The organism is Streptomyces sp. NPDC107471 (assembly GCF_055582845.1).
On record NZ_JBVJPC010000004.1, the window covers coordinates 298,431 to 315,343 of the forward strand.

A 16,913-nucleotide genomic window follows, 5' to 3' on the forward strand; every position below is an offset into this window, starting at 1 on the left:
CCTGCTGGCGGACAGGACTGTGACGTCGCTGTGTCTATCACCTGGGTCGGCCCGCGGGAACCACGCGCGTAGCGTGTCCCGGCCCGTCAGGTCCCGGTCGGGTGCTCCTGCGCCCGCTCCAGGAAGCGCAGCAGCTCCACCGGGAAGGGCAGGACGAGCGTCGAGTTCTTCTCGGCGGCCACCGCCACGACGGTCTGGAGCAGCCGGAGTTGGAGCGCCGCGGGCTGCTCGGACATCTCCTTGGCGGCCTCCGCGAGCTTCTTGGAGGCCTGGAGCTCGGCGTCGGCGTTGATGATCCGGGCCCGCCGCTCACGGTCGGCCTCGGCCTGCCGGGCCATCGACCGCTTCATCGCGTCCGGCAGCGACACGTCCTTGATCTCGACGCGGTCCACCTGCACGCCCCAGCCGACGGCCGGGCTGTCGATCATCAGCTCCAGGCCCTCGTTGAGTTTCTCGCGGTTGGAGAGCAGGTCGTCCAGCTCGCTCTTGCCGATGATCGAGCGCAGCGAGGTCTGGGCCATCTGGGAGACCGCGAACTTGTAGTCCTCGACCTTCACCAGGGCGCTCGCCGCGTCGACGACCCGGAAGTAGACGACCGCGTCCACGCGCACGGTCACGTTGTCCCGGGTGATGCCCTCCTGGGCCGGCACCGGCAGCGTGACGATCTGCATGTTCACCTTGTGCAGCCGGTCCACGAACGGCACGATCGCCGTGAACCCGGGCTCGCGCACCTCGCCCGCGAGACGGCCGAGGCGGAACACCACCCCGCGCTCGTACTGCTTCACGACCCGGGCCGCCGCGGTGAGGTAGACGACCCCCGCGGCACCGGCTGCCACGGCCGCCGTCAACACTTCCTGGAGCATGGCGACCTCCTCGTCCAGAGGTCCGTTTGTCTGGTCCTGTAACGATATGCCCGGTGCCCGGTCCGGGGCCACGACGGCCCCGGACCGGGCGGGGGGTGTTACGGGGCGGTGGCCTTCGCCGGCGTGGGCGCGGTGACCCGCACGGGTTCCGTGCCGACCGCGCTGTGCCGCTCGGCCCAGTTCTCCAGGGCCGTACGGCAGGCGTGGTCCAGGTGGTGCAGACCGGAGAGGTCCAGCTCCACGGGACGGTCCTGGGGCAGCGACTCCAGGCTGTCGAGGATCTTCGGCAGCCTGAGGAAGGTCGCGTTGCCCGACAGGTGGGCCTGGATGGGGCCCGCGCCCTTGTCGACGATCTCCAGCTTGAGGTGCGAGGCCTCCCAGGCGGTCTTGGCGACCGACAGGGCCAGACCGATCAGGACGCCCTCGAACATGTTCACCGCGACGATCGAGACGGCCGTGGCCACCAGGATCAGCGCCTCACCGCGGTGGCCGCGCCACAGCGTCACGACCTCCCGGAAGGGGATCAGCTTGAAGCCCGCGTGGACCAGGATGCCGGCGAGCGCGGGCAGCGGGATCAGCGCCAGCGTCGAGGGCAGCAGGGCCGCGAACAGCAGCAGCCACACGCCGTGCATGACCCGGGACGCCTTGGTCCGCGCGCCTGCCTGGACGTTGGCGGAGCTGCGCACGATGACCGCGGTCATGGGCAGGGCGCCGAGCGCGCCGCACACGGTGTTGCCCACGCCCTGGGCCATGAGTTCCTTGTCGTACTCGGTGCGCGGACCGTCGTGCAGCCGGTCCACGGCCGCGGCGCTGAACAGGCTCTCGGCGGAGGCGATCAGGGTGAAGGCGATGATGGTGCCGAAGATGGCCGGGTCGGCCAGTTCGCCGAAGGCGTCCGTGCCGGGCGGCTGGACGGACGCCAGCAGGCCGTTCACCTCGACGGTGGCGACCGACAGGCCGAGGACCTGGGTGACCAGGGTGGCCAGCAGGACCGCGGCGAGCGCGCCCGGCACCGTCCGCACCTTCCGCGGGAGCCGCTTCCACAGCACGAGCACCGCGACGGTGCCCGCCCCGACGGCGAGCGAGGCGAGTGCCGTGGTGCTGCCGAGCGCGTCGACGACGGCGCCGGGCAGCCCGATGATCTTGTCGAGTCCGGAGGCGGGCGCCTTCAGACCGGCCGCCGAGTAGAGCTGGCCCGCGATGATCACGAGACCGATACCGGCCAGCATGCCCTCGACGACCGAGACGGATATCGCCCGGAACCAGCGCCCCAGTTTCAGGGCGCCCATCGCGAGCTGGATCAGTCCGGCGGCCAGCACGACGACGCCGAGCGCGGGCAGCCCGAACTCGTTCACCGCCTCGAAGACCAGGACGGTCAGACCGGCCGCGGGGCCGGAGACCTGGAGGCTGCTGCCCCGCATCAGGCCGGTGACGATGCCGCCGACTATGCCGGTGACGAGGCCGAGTTCGGCCGGGACGCCGGAGGCGACGGCCACGCCCACGCAGAGCGGGAGCGCGACCAGGAAGACGACCAGGGAGGCGGCGAAGTCCTGCCGCAGGTGAGGGTATTTGGTCATCATCCCGATCACAGGCCCTCGAACGCGTCGGTCTCGGCCCGGTGGGCGCGCACCGCGCCCGTGTGCACCTCGTAGTACCAGGCGTGCAGGGTCAGTTGCTCCTCCGCCAGCTTCTTGTCGATGAACGGGTAGGACCGCAGGCGCAGCACCTGGGCCAGGACGTGGCTCTGCACGCCCTCGGCCACTTCCGGGTCCTCGGTGGTGCCGGCCGGGCGCGGGGTGGCGTGGTTGAGCCAGTCGCGCACGGCCGGGACGGCGTCCAGGTCGTCGCCGCGCACGAGGGCGCCGACGGCACCGCAGTGCGAGTGCCCGCAGACCACGATGTCGCGGACGCCCAGCACCTCCACGGCGTACTCGATGGTGGCCGCCTCGCTGGTGGGGTGCTGCGAGGCGTAGGGGGGAACGATGTTGCCCGCGGTGCGCAGCTCGAAGAGCTCGCCCGGTCGGGCGCCCGTGATCAGGGCCGGAACGACCCGGGAATCCGAGCAGGTGATGAACAGAACCTGGGGGGACTGGCCTTCGGCCAGCTTGGCGAACTCCTCAGGGCGCTGTCCGAACGTACGGGCGTTGTCGATGAGGGGCTGCATGTGGTGACTCCTCCTGGCGCGCCGTGGGGGCGCGTCGGGCTTACCAGGCGCGCCGAAGGGCGCGTCGGTTGACATGACAGGTGGGGGAACAGAGGTGGGGGACTGACTGCTCTGCCGTCAGCAGCGGAAAACCTGAAGTGCCGCCGGAGCGTGGGCTGTCGAGGTTCTCGACAGGGTGAACCCGCCCGCTGCCACCCGCTCGGGCACGGCCGCCGGCTCCTCGGCCGACAGGGGACGCTCGGGCCCCTGAGGGGCGAAGTCGACGGCTCGGTGCCGGTCACGGGTGCGCAGGGGACCGGTCGGGTCCCCGACGTGGTTGCAGTGGCGTTTACCGGAGGCTTCGGCGCGGGATGCCTTGCCGGAGAGCTTGGTTCCGGTCTGAGCTTTGGCCTCAGCTTGACGGCCTGTGTGCGCGGTTGCGAATCCCCCGGAGGGGACGAAGAACGGGAGCGCCAGAAGGGCGGCGGTGAGGACCGCGATCAGGGTCCGTGCCGTCGCACCTCGGAACATGCGCCCCCCTCTCGGCAGTTCACACTTCTAGTCCTGATCAAACGCTGGTCAACGCTTGGTCAAGAAACACCTTAGCCTGGCAAAGTTGTTTGCTGGGTTAACTTAGCGTTTCCGGCTGAAGAGAGGCTGAAGCGTGCCGGGTCGCTGACGCGAACTGGCTCTTGACGTGCGATGTCGCGCGTGATTACGCGACGAGGCCCTTGGCGTCGCGGGCCAGCGCGGTCAGCCGGGATATCGCGCGGAAGTACTTCTTGCGGTAGCCGCCGTTGAGCATCTCGTCGCTGAACAGCTTGTCGAAGGGCAGCCCGGAGGCCAGCACCGGCACCTCGCGGTCGTAGAGCCGGTCCGCGAGCACCACGAGCCGCAGGGCCGTCGACTGGTCCGGCACCGGCTGCACATGGGTGAGGCAGACCGCCCTGAGGTCGCCGGTCAGGGCGCCGTAGCGGCTCGGGTGGACCTTGGCGAGGTGCGCCAGCAGGCTCGGGAAGTCGTCCAGCGAGGCGCCCTCGGTGGCGTGCGCCGCCCGGGTCACCTGCTCGTCGGTGAAGGGCGCCGGCGCCTCGGGCAGCCCGCGGTGGCGGTAGTCCTCGCCGTCGATGCGCAGCGGGCGGAAGTGCGCCGCGAGGCCCTGGATCTCGCGCAGGAAGTCCACGGCCGCGAACCGGCCCTCGCCGAGCTTGCCCGGCAGGGTGTTGGAGGTGGCCGCGAGCGCCACACCCGCGTCGACCAGCTTGCCGAGCAGTGTGGAGACCAGGACGGTGTCGCCCGGGTCGTCCAGCTCGAACTCGTCGATGCACAGCAGGCGGTGGCCGGAGAGGGTCTGGACCGTCTTCTGGAAGCCGAGGGCGCCGACCAGGTTGGTCAGCTCGACGAAGGTGCCGAAGGCCTTGAGGGAGGGCTCGGCGGGGGTCGCGTGCCAGAGGGAGGCGAGCAGGTGGGTCTTGCCGACGCCGTAGCCGCCGTCGAGGTAGACGCCGCGGGGGCCGGCCGGGGTCTTCGGGGCCTTTGGCCTGCCGAACCCGAAGAGGCCGCGCCTGCCGCCGCCGACCGCGTGCGCGCCGCCGAGGCCGGCCGCGAAGCCCTCCAGGACCCGGACGGCCTCGGTCTGGCTGGGCTGGTTCGGGTCCGGGAGGTAGGTGTCGAAACGCACCGAGTCGAACCGCGGCGGCGGCACCATCTCGGCGACCAGCCGGTCCGCGGGGACGTGCGGCTCGCGGTCGCACAGGGACTGCGGGGCGGTGCCGGTCATCGAACCGGACCCGGACGCGGCGGGGGAAGTAGACACGGTTCACCATGCTAAGCGCCGTGCCAGACTGCACGGCATGCGACGCCTGTTCCCTGTGACCGACGAGACAGCGATCCGGACCCCGCGAGGAGAGGCCGGCCAGGACTGGAGCCTCGCCGAGCTGGCCGCCGCCTACGCCTATCCCGAGCTCGGCCCCGGCCCCGGGACCCCCGAGGTGTGGCTGCGCGCCAACATGGTCGCCACGCTGGACGGGGCCGCCCAGCACGACGGCCGGTCGCATCCCATCTCCACCGCGACCGACATGCGGATCTTCGGGACGCTGCGGGCGCTCGCGGACGTGGTGATCGCCGGTGCGGAAACGGTACGGCAGGAGGGGTACCGGCCCGCACGCGCGCGGGACGAGTTCGCGGCCGTGAGGGAGGCGGCCGGGCAGGGCCCGGCGCCGGCGATCGCGGTGGTCACCGCGAGTCTGGACCTGGACTTCTCGCTCCCGCTGTACACCTCGCCCCTGGTGCCCACCCTGATCCTCACGGGCGCCGCGGCGGCCCCGGACCGGATCGCCGCGGCCGAGAAGGCCGGGGCCCGGGTGGTGATCGCCGGGGACGGGGTCGGCGTGGACCCCGCGCGGGCCGTGCGCGCGCTGGCCGAACTGGGGCACACCCGGCTGCTGACCGAGGGCGGCCCCCGGCTGCTCGGACAGCTCGTGGCCGCCGGGGTGCTCGACGAGCTCTGCCTGACCGTGTCCCCGATGCTCACCGCGGGCGACGCGCAGCGGATCGCCGGGGGGCCGTCGGTGGCCGTCCCGGCACGGTTCGTACTGGACTCCCTGCTGGAGGAGGACGGTTTCCTCTTCAGCAGGTATCGCAGGCCCTGACCGCCCGGATGCGGGTTCGATCGGTACCGCTGAGGCCGACATCGGCGGAATCTGTCGTTCCGTTTCACTTCCGGCGGGCACACTGAATCCGGCAGTACCCGTGCGATCACGGGGCAGGATGGTTTCCGCAGAGGCAGAGAAGGGGACGCCCGGTGTTCACAAGCGTTTTGATGATCGAGAAGGCCCTGACGTCCGCCGACGTGGAGTTCGTCACCACTTTGCACGGTGATGAGTCGGTCGGGTTCCACGTGCTGCTCCAGCCGCGCGGGGACCAGGCCGACCGGCTCCTGCGGGCCATCGACGACGTGGCGCTGGGCGAGCTCGACGAGGCCGTGCGGGAGCGGGAGACGCCCGAGGGCGAGGCCGCGAAGGGCGTGGGGGAGCGGGCCCTGGAGGTCTCCCTCCAGGCGCTCAGAGCCTCCGGGAGCGAGGCGGAGGGCCGGCTCATCGAGGACCACCCCCTGGACGCGCTGAGGTCGCTCGTCGACGAGATCGGCGCGGACGAGGTGATCGTCCTGACCGACCCCCACTACGTGGAGGAGTTCTTTCACCGGGACTGGGCGTCCCGGGCCCGGCACAAGGTGGGCGTACCGGTGCTGAAGCTGTTCTCGCACAGCAAGGCATAGGCTGGCCCCGCATCCGTACCGCACCACCTTGGGGAGACACACGCATGGCACCCGGCCTTCCTACCGCCATGGACCGACCGCACTTCATCGGGATCGGTGGGGCCGGGATGTCGGGGATCGCGAAGATCCTCGCGCAGCGCGGGGCGAAGGTGGCGGGCAGCGACGCCAAGGACTCGGAGACCGCTCAGGCGCTGCGGGCGCTCGGCGCGACCGTGCACATCGGGCACGCGGCCGAGCACCTGGCGACCGACGCCACCTGTGTCGTCGTCTCGTCGGCGATCCGGGCCGACAACCCCGAGCTGGCCCGCGCGGCCGAGCTCGGCATCCCCGTCGTGCACCGGTCCGACGCCCTCGCCTCGCTGATGGACGGCCTGCGGCCGATCGCGGTCGCGGGGACCCACGGCAAGACCACGACCACCTCGATGCTGGCGGTCTCCCTGTCCGAGCTGGGCCTGAGGCCCTCGTACGCCATCGGCGGCGACCTCGACGCACCCGGCTCCAACGCCCTGCACGGCGAGGGCGAGATCTTCGTCGCCGAGGCGGACGAATCGGACCGCAGCTTCCACAAGTACGCCCCCGAGGTCGCGATCGTCCTCAACGTCGAGCTCGACCACCACGCCAACTACGCGTCCATGGACGAGATCTACGAGTCCTTCGAGACCTTCGTGGACCGGATCGTCGAGGGCGGCACGCTGGTCGTCAACGCGGACCACGAGGGCGCCCGGGAGCTGACCCGGCGGGTCGGGGCGAGCGGGGCGCGCGTGGTGACGTACGGCGACGCCGAGGACGCCGACGTGCGGGTGCTCTCGGTCGTCCCGCAGGGCCTGCGGAGCGAGGTCACCGTCGAGCTGGACGGCTCCCCGCTCACCTTCGCGGTCTCCGTGCCCGGCCGCCACTACGCGCACAACGCGGTCGCCGCCCTCGCCGCCGGCGTGGCCCTCGGCATCCCCGCCGCGGAGCTGGCCCCCGCCCTGGCCGCGTACACCGGCGTCAAGCGGCGCCTCCAGCTCAAGGGCGAGGCGGCCGGCGTGCAGGTCATCGACTCCTACGCCCACCACCCCACCGAGATGACCGCGGACCTGGAGGCCATGCGCGCGGCCGCCGGTGACGCCCGCATCCTCGTCGTCTTCCAGCCCCACCTGTTCTCGCGGACGCAGGAGCTCGGCAAGGAGATGGGCGACGCGCTCGCGCTCGCGGACGGCTCGCTGGTCCTGGACATCTATCCGGCCCGCGAGGACCCGATCCCGGGGGTGACGAGCGAGCTGATCATCGAGGCGGCGCGGGCCGCGGGCGCGGACGTGACGCCGGTCCACGACAAGGCGGACGTCCCGGAGGTGGTCGCGGGAATGGCGAAGGCCGGTGATCTCGTTCTCACCATGGGCGCGGGTGACGTGACGGACCTCGGCCCGCTGATCCTGGACCGTCTCGCGAAGTAAGGGGCTGAGCTTCATGTCGTACGACGTCGAAAAGCCGGACGAGCAGTGGCGTGCGGAGCTGAGCCCGGCCGAGTACGCCGTACTCCGCCAGGCCGGCACGGAACCCGCCTTCACCGGTGAGTACACCGACACCAAGACCACCGGCGTGTACTCCTGCCGCGCCTGCGGTGCCGAGCTCTTCACCTCCACCACCAAGTTCGAGTCCCACTGCGGCTGGCCGTCCTTCTACGACCCGAAGGACACCGACGCCGTCGAACTGATCGAGGACAGCTCGCACGGGATGGTGCGCACGGAGGTGCGCTGCGCCCGCTGCGGCTCGCACCTCGGGCACGTCTTCGAGGGCGAGGGGTATCCGACGCCCACCGACCAGCGGTACTGCATCAACAGCATCTCGCTGCGGTTGACGGCGGACGAGGACTGACGGATCGGTCCCCCTTCACCGGGTTCGGTGGCTGGTTTCGCCAACTCCGCCTGCCGGGCGCCCACTTGCGATGCGGCGGTGGGCGCGCGGGCGGGATACGGTGCGGAGTCGGTGATCCAGAGGGAGGCCCGATGCGCGTCGGGGCACAGTCCGCGGTCCGGCCCGTGGTCGAGTTGCTGGTCGAGAACGCCTCGCGACACGGCGGGAAGCTCGCCTTCGCCGACGACCGGCGGGCGGTGAGCTGGGCCGAACTGGAGCTGCGGACACGGCGGTTGGCGGGCCGCCTCGGGGTGGCGCGGGGCGCCAGGGTGGCGTTCTGCCTCGACAACAGCGTCGAACTGGTCGAGGGGCTGCTCGCCACGGTCCGGGCCGCCGCCGTCGGGGTGCCGCTGAGCCCGCGCGGGACCCATGCCGAACTCGCGGCGCTGCTCGCCGACTGCGATCCGGACGTACTCGTCGTGGACCGGCGGCAGTTGACGCGGATCGCCAGCGTGGTCGGGGAGCGGTCACCGCGCCTCGTGGTGACCGGGGACGGGCCGGTGCCCGAGGGAGTCGAGCACTTCGACGACCTCGTGGCGGACGGCCGCTGCCCCGCACCCCCCGACGACCTCGGCCTGGACGAACCCGCCTGGCTGCTCTGCACCTCCGGAACCTCCGGCACCCCCAGGGCCGCCGTCGCGAGCCAGCGGTCCGCGCTCTGGTCGCCGGTCGCCTGCTACGTGCCCCGCCTGGGACTCTCGGCGGACGACCGGCTGCTGTGGCCGCTGCCGCTCGCGCACACCTACGCCCACTCGCTCTGCGTCCTCGGTACGACCGTGGCGGGCGCCGGCGCGCGGATCACCACGACGCGGGAACCGGCCGCGCTGGTCCGGCTGATCGAGGAGTTCGCGCCGACCGTCCTGGGCGGAGTGCCGCTCACCTACCAGCAGTTGCTCGACGCCGGACTCGGCGAGGTGCCCTCGCTGCGGGTCTGCGTCACCGCCGGGGCACCGAGCGACCCGGAGCTGCGGGAGCGGGTCGAGGCGCGGTTCGGGGCCCCGCTCCTCGACGGCTACGGCAGCACCGAGACCTGCGGCAAGATCGCGATGGAGGCGGTGGCGGGACCGCGGGTGCGGGGCAGCAGCGGGGCGGTGGTGCCCGGCATGGAGGTGCGGCTCGTCGAGCCCCTGACCGGGACGGCGGCCGCGGGTGCCGAGGGCGAGATCTGGGTGCGCGGGCCCGGCGTGATGCTCGGCTACCGCGACGGGGCCGGGACGGACGGCGACGGCTGGTACCGCACCGGCGACCTGGGACGGTGGGGCGAGCACGGGCATCTGACCGTCACCGGGCGCGTGAACGACCGGATCGTACGCGGTGGGGAGAACGTCGACCCGGTCGAGGTCGAGCAGGTGCTGCGCGGGCTGCCCGGCGTGCTGGACGCGGCCGTGGTGGCGCGGCCGCACCCGCTGCTCGGCGAGGTCCCGGTCGCGTTCGTCGTACCGCAGGAGCGGGCCCTGGACACGGGCGGACTGCTGCGGGCCTGCGCCGAGGTGCTCTCCGCGCACAAGGTGCCCGAGGACGTCCTGTACATCCCGGCCGTCCCCCGCACCGCGGCCGGCAAGCCGCGACGGGCCGTGCTGCGCGAGGGCCTCGCGACCCGCCCGGCCGAGAACACCCTCACCGGGCTCGCTGACCGGACACCGGGGGAGCGGCGAGGAGCGCTGATGGAACTGGTCTGCGCGGAGGTGGCGGCGATCAGCGGGGTCGGCGGGGAGGCGGGCGACGCCGCTGGTGGTGGTGCGGGCGGTACGCCGGCCGACGGTGTTCCGCCCGCCCCCGATGTTCCGCGCGCGTCCGCCCCCGGTGTTCCGCGCGCTGTCGCAGTCTCGGCCCCCGGGTGCGAGGCGCCTGTCACCGATGCCGCCGCGATCGATCCCCAGGCCGCCTTCGCCGATCTCGGGCTCACCTCCATGGGGGCGATGGCCCTGGGGCACCGGCTCGGTCTCCGGACCGGGCTGCGGCTCCCGGCCACCCTGGTCTGGGACCACCCGACGCCCGCCGCGGTCGCCGCCCACCTGGACGAGCGGCTCTACGGCCGCTGGAGCGGGACCGGCCGCGTCGGGAGGCCCTCTCGTCGTCCGGGATCGGCGGGGCCGACTCCCACGTGATCACCGAGGAACCGTGGGCGGTCCAAGAGGAGGAACCGGCGGGCGTCCGTCCCGGCACCGTGACGCCGTGGCTCGTCGGCGGCGGGAGGAGGTCGGACTCCGCACCCGCGCACGGGAGTTGACGGCCGAGTCGGCCGGCGCCGACGGGGACGCGGCCGCACCGGACCTGGCGTACGGGCCGGGGGTTCGCAGCAGCGTCCGCGAACCGTGCGACGCGCTCACGCCGTTGCCCGCCCGCCCCGCACCGAGGTGATCGACGACCCCGGCAGCGACCTCCCGCACCGCACCGACCACACCCGACCGGCCTTGTGCGCGGCCGAAGTCGCCGGGTGTTCACAGGACCTTCCGGTGGACGAGCGCCGACATGCACAGCACCCCGGGCAGCAGGGGCAGCCACACCGTCAGCACGCGGTAGCCGATGAGGGTCGCCGTGCCGACGCTCACCGGGACGCCGTAGACGGCCAGGGTGAAGACCATGGCCGCGTCCACCGGCCCGACCCCGCCGGGCGCGGGCACGGACCCCACCGCGCTGCTCGCGGCGAGGTACGCGAACGCGACCTGCGCCCAGGACAGCGTCACCCCGAGCGAGGCGCCGACCGCGTGGATCACGCTCGCCTGGAGCAGCGGCGCGGCGGCCGCGCCGCCCCACAGGGCGAGGATCCGGCTGGGCATGGTGTGCAGCGTGCGGGCGTCGGTGAGGGCGGTCCGCACGAACCCGACCGCGGGCCGGCGCAGCGGACGGACCAGGGTCAGCAGCAGGAGCGTGGCCCCGAGTCCGAGTCCCGCGGCCACCAGGGGCAGGAACAGCATGCGCCGGTCCGGGACGAGATCACCGAGCCGCAGCAGATCGGGCAGCGCGACCACGAAACCGATCAGGACGAGGGTCTTGGCGATCGGCCTGACCAGCGCGTACAGGGCGAGCGACGCGGTGGCCCGGCCCAGCGGGACGCCCTGCCCCTGGAGGAAGCGCAGGGTGACGGCGTGGGCGCCGAGGCTCGCCGGCAGTACGTGGTTGGCGGCACCGGCGGCGAACTGCGAGGCCACCAGCAGCCCCGAAGGCAGCCGCTCGGGCAGTGCGCCCTGGCGTACGACGGAGGCGGAGAGCCAGCCCAGACAGGTGTAGAGGAACCCGACGAGCAGCCAGCCCGGGTCGGCCGCGGCCAGCCGCGCGGTGCCCTCGGACAGGGCGCGCCAGTCCAGCACCGCCCACACGCCGATGAGCAGGAGGGGGAGCACGGTGAGCAGGCGGTGGGTGAGACGGGTCAGGGAGCGGCGGGAACCGGCGGGAGCGGGGGCCGGTGCGCTGGTCGGGGGCGGGGCCGGGGCGGCGGCGGGGAGCGGACCCGGGGGACCTTCGAGCGGAAGCAGGGACACGGCGCACGTCGTCCTTTCGCGTCACACCCGTTGCGGGACACGGGGCATGGCGGAGGCAAGGCGATGCAGAGGGGACGAGGGAAACGTTCCCGCTCGGTGTGACGTTCAAATGTCCGGCAGTCGAAGGAGCGCGGGCGGGTGGGCGACACGGGGTGCGGCGGGCGCCGGGAAACGGGTCGCCCCGGCACCCGTGGCCGGGTGCCGGGGCGGTCTCGCGGGCGGGTCAGCCCTGGCTGCAGTAGTCGACCCAGCGGTGCGAGGAGATGTTGTTGTTGACGCTCGCCCCGAACTGCTCCAGGCCGGCGCCGTAGGTGAAGCGGTACTTGCCGGTGGTGGTGTCCGACCAGCGGTCGCCCTGGCTGATGCAGGCGTGCGCGCCACCGGCGTTGAGGGCCGTGTACAGGTCGACGGCGTCGAAGCCGCCCGCGTAGCCGTTGTTCCAGACGTCGGAGGTCAGGTTGCGGCAGGAGCCCCAGTCGTTGGAGTTGCCCGACCACTTGCACTCACGGCCACCGCCGTTCGGCTGGGTGTACACGTGCAGGAAGCCGTCGGCGGAGGCCAACTGGACCGACTTGGTTCCCTGCGAGCCGGCGTCCAGGGCGCTGGCGCCGGTGGCGGGGGAGAAGAGGACGGCGACGGCCGCGGCGGAGGCGGCGAGGGTGAGGACACGCTTGACGGACATGGGGGGTTCCTTCGTTCGTGATGAGTGATCGACAGGTGGTGCGAACCACGGACGGTGCCGTGGTGGTCCGTGGGGAAGGCTGCGGCTCAGTCGCCGCGTGCCACGATCGCCCGGGCGCGGGGCAGCGCCTCGCGCCGGAGCCGGTCGAGATCGGCCGTGGGCCCGGGGTACCGCCGCCGCAACTCGGCCCGGTACGCGGTGTCGAGGGACTTCGCCACCGCCGACAGGCCGCCGGAGCCGGCGCAGGCCGCCTCGGCCGACGCCAGCCGCACCTCCTTGGCGTGCGGCCACTCCTGGTCGGGGCGGGTGGCCGCGGCGCGGGCCTCGGCGGGGGTGCGGTACGGGTGGCCCTCGGCCTTCATGCAGCGGGCCCACGGCTTGACGGCCGCCAGGTAGCGCCGGTCGGTGAGCACCATGTTCACGCGCATGCCGCCGAGGCTGTCGGTGACCCGGGTGGCCCGGAACCAGGCCGGGAGGTCCTTGTACAGGTCCCGTTCCGCCTCCGCCACACAGCCCCGGTCGCTGTGCGTGACCTCGATGCCGTTCGGCAGACGGGCGGAAAGTCCCTGCGCCTGCGGCCCGTTGAGCGCGCCGACCAGTTCACGGGCGCGGTCGGCGGGCATGGACCGGAAGTACCGCTGGTTGGGGTCGCGCAGGGCCTCCTGCTGCCGTGCGCGGTACAGATCGGTGCCGTAGCCGTGCCGGGCGGCCCAGGCCGGGTCGTCGACGACGTACGGGAACCGGCTCGCCCCGTCCGCCGGGCGCTCCTCGACCCAGTACCGGTATCCGCGCTTCTCCATGCACTGCTTGATCAGGAGCTGCTCGGCGAGGTGGAGGGTCTCCCGCGGGTCGCCCGGGATGTTCCGGCCGGCGGCGGTGCCGGCGCCGGGCCCGGGGGTGGTGGCGGCCCGTGAGGCCGTCGTACCGTCCGCACACCCCGCGACGGTCGCCGCCAGCAGTGCGGCGATCGGAAGGAGCAAGGTCCGGCGTGGCATCGTGCGACTCCCTGGGCGCGGTGGAAACGGTGTGTGCTTTCGAGCCGTAGACGCTTCCGGCGCCCCGTCCGTATGACCCGTGCCGCACAGGAATTCCGGGCCCGGGAAATATCGGCGAGCAGTCATACGAGCGGCCCCGGCCGGCCGTCCCTCAGGTGAGGGGGCTCTGCGCGGATCGTCGAAATCCGGCCAACCGATCTCGGGAGGGGAAGCAGGGCAGCAGGCCCCCGTGCGCAGGTGAAAGACCCTGTCGGGGGTTCGCCGCGCGGCGACCGACTGGCCTGATCCGGCCACGGCCGCGCCGATCACTTCGTCCGCGGACACCGCCCGTCGATATCGTCGAACACGCATCCGTGGGGCGGGCGGTACGGCGATCGGGGAACGATGCTCCAGGTACGTCTTCTCGGTCCGGTGGAGGTGTGGGAGGGGGACCGACGGGCCCCGCTCGGCGGGGTCAGACCCCTGGCGGTCCTGTCCGCACTCGTCGTCCACCTGGGCGAGGTGCTCTCCACGGAACGGCTCGTGGACTGCGTCTGGGACGAACAGGCGCCCGCGACCGCCAGCGCCCTCGTCGCCACCCACGTCTCCGCGGTGCGCCGCGCCCTGGCCCGCGTCGGCGAGGCGGAGGTGATCCGCACCCGCCCGCCCGGATACGTCGCCGACCTCGACCCCTCCCAGGTCGACGCCCGCCGCTTCGAGGAACTGCTCACGGCGGCCCGCGCCCGGGCCGCCGGCGGCCACGCCGCGGAGGCCGCCGAACTGCTCACCGACGCACTGGGGCTGTGGCGGGGGCAGGAGGCCCTCGAAGGGCTGGGCCAGTCGTTCGCGCGGATCGAGGCGGCCCGGCTGGCCGAACTGCGGCTGGTCGCCCAGGAGGAGTCCTTCGGGCTCCAACTGGAACTCGGCCGCGCGGACCGCGCGATCGCCCCCCTGCTCGCCCATGTCGCCGCCCACCCCCTCCGGGAACGGCCGCGCGGCCAGCTCATGACCGCCCTGTTCCGCACCGGTCGGGTCTCCGACGCCCTGCGCACCTACCAGGAGGGCCGCGAGGTCCTGCGCGAGGAGCTGGGCATCGACGCCGGTCCGGAACTGCGGGCCCTGCACAAGGCCGTCCTCACGAGCGACCCCGCCCTGCTGGGCACCGGCACCCGGCCGCACGCCCCGGCACCGCCCGGCCCGGGTTCCGCACCCGCCGGCTCCGGCGCACCCGCCCGCGATCCCGCACCCGTCGGCTCCCGCCCCGGTCCGCCGGCGCGGGCGGCCGCCGACGCCTCGAAGGACCGGCAGCGGGGCGACCGCACGGGGGCGGCCGGCGCCGCACCGGCCCCGTCCCATCTCCCCCCGGACATAGCCGACTTCGTCGGCCGCACGGACCAGATCGACTGGGCCGTCGCACTGCTGGGCCGCGTCGACGAACCCGGCCGCACCGCCCCGCCCATCGGGGTGATCTCGGGCCGCTCCGGAACGGGCAAGACCGCGCTCGCCGTCCACGTCGGCCACCGCACCGCCGAACTCTTCCCGGACGGCCGCCTGTTCGTGGACCTGCGGGCCGCCGACACCGCCCCGCTGCAACCCGCCGACGCCCTCGCCCGGCTGCTGCGCGCGATGGGCGCCGGACCGGAGACCCTGCCGAGCTCCGTCGAGGAACTGACCGGCCTGTACCGCACCTACACGGGGCACCGCCGCATCCTGCTGATCCTCGACAACGCCGCCGGTGAGGCACACGTACGGCCGCTGCTGCCGCCCGGCCCCGGCTCCGCCGTGCTCGTCACCAGCAGGCGCCGGCTGGTGGCCCTCGAGGGCGCCGCCCACCTCGACCTGAGCGTGCCGGACGAGGAGGAGGCCCTGGAGCTCCTCCGGCGGGTCGCCGGGGCGGACCGGGTCCGCGCGGAGCCGGAGCAGACCGCCGAGATCGTCGCCCTGTGCGGACGGCTGCCGCTCGCCGTGCGCATCGCCGGGGCACGGCTCGCGGCCCGGCCGCACTGGGTGCCCGGCCGGCTCGCCGCCCGCCTGCGGGACGAGCGGCTCCGGCTCAACGAACTGCGGGCCGGGGACCTGGAGCTGCGCACCAGCCTCGAACTGGGCTACGCCGACCTCGATCCGCAGGAGCAGCGTGCCCTGCGCCGGCTAGCCCTGCTCGACCTGCCCGACTTCGCGGCCTGGATCGCCGCGCCCCTGCTGGACATCGGCACGGAGGAGGCCGAGGAGGCCGTCGAACGGCTGGTGGACTGCCACTTCATCGACGTGATCGGCGTGGACGGCACGGGCCGCGGCCGCTACCGCATCCACGACCTGGCCCGGGAGCACGCCCGCGAGCGCTGTCTGTCGGAGGAGAGCGCCGAGGAGCGGACCGCGGCCGTGCGACGCCTCGTGGAGTGCTGGCTGGGGCTGGCCGAGAAGGCCGCCGCCCGCGGCCCCGGCGGCACCGCGCGGTACTTCCCGCAGCCGGCCGCCGTACGGCCCGTCGACCCGCTCGACCCGCAGGCCGAGGAGGAGCTGCTCGGACGGCCCGCGGCCTGGTTCGCCGCCGAACAGGCCGGTCTGCTGGCGGCCGTGGAGTACTGCGCCGACCACGGGATGGACCGCGCCGCCCGGGACCTCGCCGGGGCGCTGATCGCGAGCTCGGTCGCGCTGTACAACCAGTTCGACGCCTGGTCCCGCTCGCACATGGCGGCCATGGCGGCGGTGCGCCGCAGCGGGGACGGCGAGGGCGAGGCCTGGCTGCTCACCGGCCTGGGTCAACTGCGCTACGAACAGGACGAGTTCGAGGAGTCGTACGCCTACTACCGGGACGCCCTCGGGCTGTTCGAGGCCCATGACGACGTCCCGGGCGCGGCCCAGGCGCTCCTCGGCATGGCCACCGCCCGACGCGAACAGGCCTGCTACGGCGAGGCGTTGGAGCTGCTCGGCCGGGCCCTGGAGGGGTACGCGCGGACCGACGACCGAAGCGCCCGGGCCCGGGTCCTCTACGGCCTCGGCTATGTGTACCGGGAACAGGGCGACGACGACGCCGCCCGTGCGGCCTTCGCGCAGGCCCTGGAGCTGTACCGGGCGGACGACGACCGGCACGGCGAGGCGCTGGTGCTCCGCGCGACGGCCCTGTGCCACCGGGCGAAGGGCGAGTACGCCGACGCGGAAGGGCTGCTGCGGGGCGTGCTGCGGGTCTTCGAGGACCTCCACGACACGTTCGGCGTGATGTACACGGAGCAGTCGCTGGCCAAGGTGGAGCTGCGGCTCGGCCGCCTGGACGCGTCCCGCCAACGGCTCGGGCGCTGCCTGGAGCTGGCCCGGGAACGGCAGGACCGGTTCGGCGAGGCCCTGGTGCTGCGGACGCTGGGGGAGTGGCACCTGGCCGCCGGCGACACCGCGAGCGCGCGGGAGCCGCTGGAGCGGTCGCTGTCGCTGTGGGAGACGCTGCGGCTGCGCCTGTGGCGGGCGCGGACGCTGTGGAGCCTCGCGGAGGTGTGGGAGGCCGACGGCGAGCGGGGCGCGGCCGCCGGGGCCCGTACCGAGGCGATGCGCGTCTTCCGGGAGTCGGGGGCGCGGGAGGCGCGGGAGCGGGCCTAGGCCCTGGC

The 16,913-nt window shown here is 73.5% G+C and carries 14 protein-coding genes; 7 read left to right on the forward strand and 7 right to left on the reverse strand.

Going from position 1 to position 16,913, the window contains the following annotated elements; all coding sequences use genetic code 11:
- Positions 1 to 86 precede the first annotated feature (86 nt).
- The 4 genes from ACZ66S_RS15175 to zapE form a co-directional block, all read right to left on the reverse strand.
- Complete coding sequence (locus tag ACZ66S_RS15175) at positions 87 to 863, reverse strand: slipin family protein (protein ID WP_469901971.1); 777 nt, start codon at positions 861 to 863, stop codon at positions 87 to 89.
- A gap of 98 nt (positions 864 to 961) precedes the next feature.
- Positions 962 to 2,443 carry a SulP family inorganic anion transporter gene (locus ACZ66S_RS15180; protein ID WP_469901972.1) on the reverse strand — a complete coding sequence of 494 codons (1,482 nt, stop codon included), beginning with the start codon at positions 2,441 to 2,443 and terminating at the stop codon, positions 962 to 964.
- A gap of 5 nt (positions 2,444 to 2,448) precedes the next feature.
- Entirely contained in the window at positions 2,449 to 3,027 is a 579-nt protein-coding gene (locus ACZ66S_RS15185) for a carbonic anhydrase (protein ID WP_469901973.1), read from the reverse strand.
- Positions 3,028 to 3,721: 694 nt separating this feature from the next.
- Positions 3,722 to 4,822, reverse strand: coding sequence for a cell division protein ZapE (gene zapE, locus ACZ66S_RS15190; RefSeq protein WP_469901974.1), 1,101 nt, complete (start codon positions 4,820 to 4,822; stop codon positions 3,722 to 3,724).
- 37 nt (positions 4,823 to 4,859) lie between these two features.
- On the opposite strand from zapE, the gene ACZ66S_RS15195 reads away from it, so the two are divergent.
- The 6 genes from ACZ66S_RS15195 to ACZ66S_RS15220 all read left to right on the forward strand — a co-directional run bounded on the left by ACZ66S_RS15195 (position 4,860) and on the right by ACZ66S_RS15220 (position 10,540).
- A complete protein-coding gene (locus ACZ66S_RS15195) occupies positions 4,860 to 5,657 on the forward strand; it encodes a pyrimidine reductase family protein (protein ID WP_469901975.1) in 798 nt (265 codons plus the stop codon).
- 152 nt (positions 5,658 to 5,809) lie between these two features.
- Positions 5,810 to 6,283 (forward strand): indole-3-glycerol phosphate synthase, encoded by a 474-nt coding sequence (locus ACZ66S_RS15200; RefSeq protein WP_469901976.1) that lies wholly within the window; start codon positions 5,810 to 5,812, stop codon positions 6,281 to 6,283.
- A gap of 44 nt (positions 6,284 to 6,327) precedes the next feature.
- On the forward strand, positions 6,328 to 7,719 hold the full coding sequence (gene murC, locus ACZ66S_RS15205) for a UDP-N-acetylmuramate--L-alanine ligase (protein ID WP_469901977.1): 1,392 nt from the start codon (positions 6,328 to 6,330) through the stop codon (positions 7,717 to 7,719).
- Positions 7,720 to 7,732: 13 nt separating this feature from the next.
- Positions 7,733 to 8,140: a peptide-methionine (R)-S-oxide reductase MsrB gene (msrB, locus tag ACZ66S_RS15210; RefSeq protein WP_469901978.1), complete on the forward strand. Its 408-nt coding sequence runs from the start codon at positions 7,733 to 7,735 to the stop codon at positions 8,138 to 8,140.
- A gap of 131 nt (positions 8,141 to 8,271) precedes the next feature.
- The gene (locus tag ACZ66S_RS15215) at positions 8,272 to 10,287 is read left to right on the forward strand and encodes an AMP-binding protein (protein WP_469901979.1); all 2,016 of its coding nucleotides are present in this window, start codon (positions 8,272 to 8,274) and stop codon (positions 10,285 to 10,287) included.
- 67 nt (positions 10,288 to 10,354) lie between these two features.
- Positions 10,355 to 10,540, forward strand: a complete 186-nt coding sequence (locus tag ACZ66S_RS15220) for a hypothetical protein (RefSeq protein WP_469901980.1) — start codon at positions 10,355 to 10,357, stop codon at positions 10,538 to 10,540.
- Positions 10,541 to 10,620: 80 nt separating this feature from the next.
- Here the strand turns inward: ACZ66S_RS15220 and ACZ66S_RS15225 are convergent, their stop codons facing one another.
- From ACZ66S_RS15225 to ACZ66S_RS15235, 3 genes are all read right to left on the reverse strand, one after another.
- Positions 10,621 to 11,661: a lysylphosphatidylglycerol synthase transmembrane domain-containing protein gene (locus ACZ66S_RS15225; protein ID WP_469901981.1), complete on the reverse strand. Its 1,041-nt coding sequence runs from the start codon at positions 11,659 to 11,661 to the stop codon at positions 10,621 to 10,623.
- 223 nt (positions 11,662 to 11,884) lie between these two features.
- Entirely contained in the window at positions 11,885 to 12,343 is a 459-nt protein-coding gene (locus ACZ66S_RS15230) for a hypothetical protein (RefSeq protein WP_469901982.1), read from the reverse strand.
- Positions 12,344 to 12,429: 86 nt separating this feature from the next.
- Positions 12,430 to 13,338: a hypothetical protein gene (locus ACZ66S_RS15235; protein ID WP_469901983.1), complete on the reverse strand. Its 909-nt coding sequence runs from the start codon at positions 13,336 to 13,338 to the stop codon at positions 12,430 to 12,432.
- Between the two features lie 384 nt (positions 13,339 to 13,722).
- Between ACZ66S_RS15235 and ACZ66S_RS15240 the strand changes: the two genes are divergently transcribed.
- Complete coding sequence (locus ACZ66S_RS15240) at positions 13,723 to 16,905, forward strand: AfsR/SARP family transcriptional regulator (RefSeq protein ID WP_469901984.1); 3,183 nt, start codon at positions 13,723 to 13,725, stop codon at positions 16,903 to 16,905.
- Positions 16,906 to 16,913 lie beyond the last annotated feature (8 nt).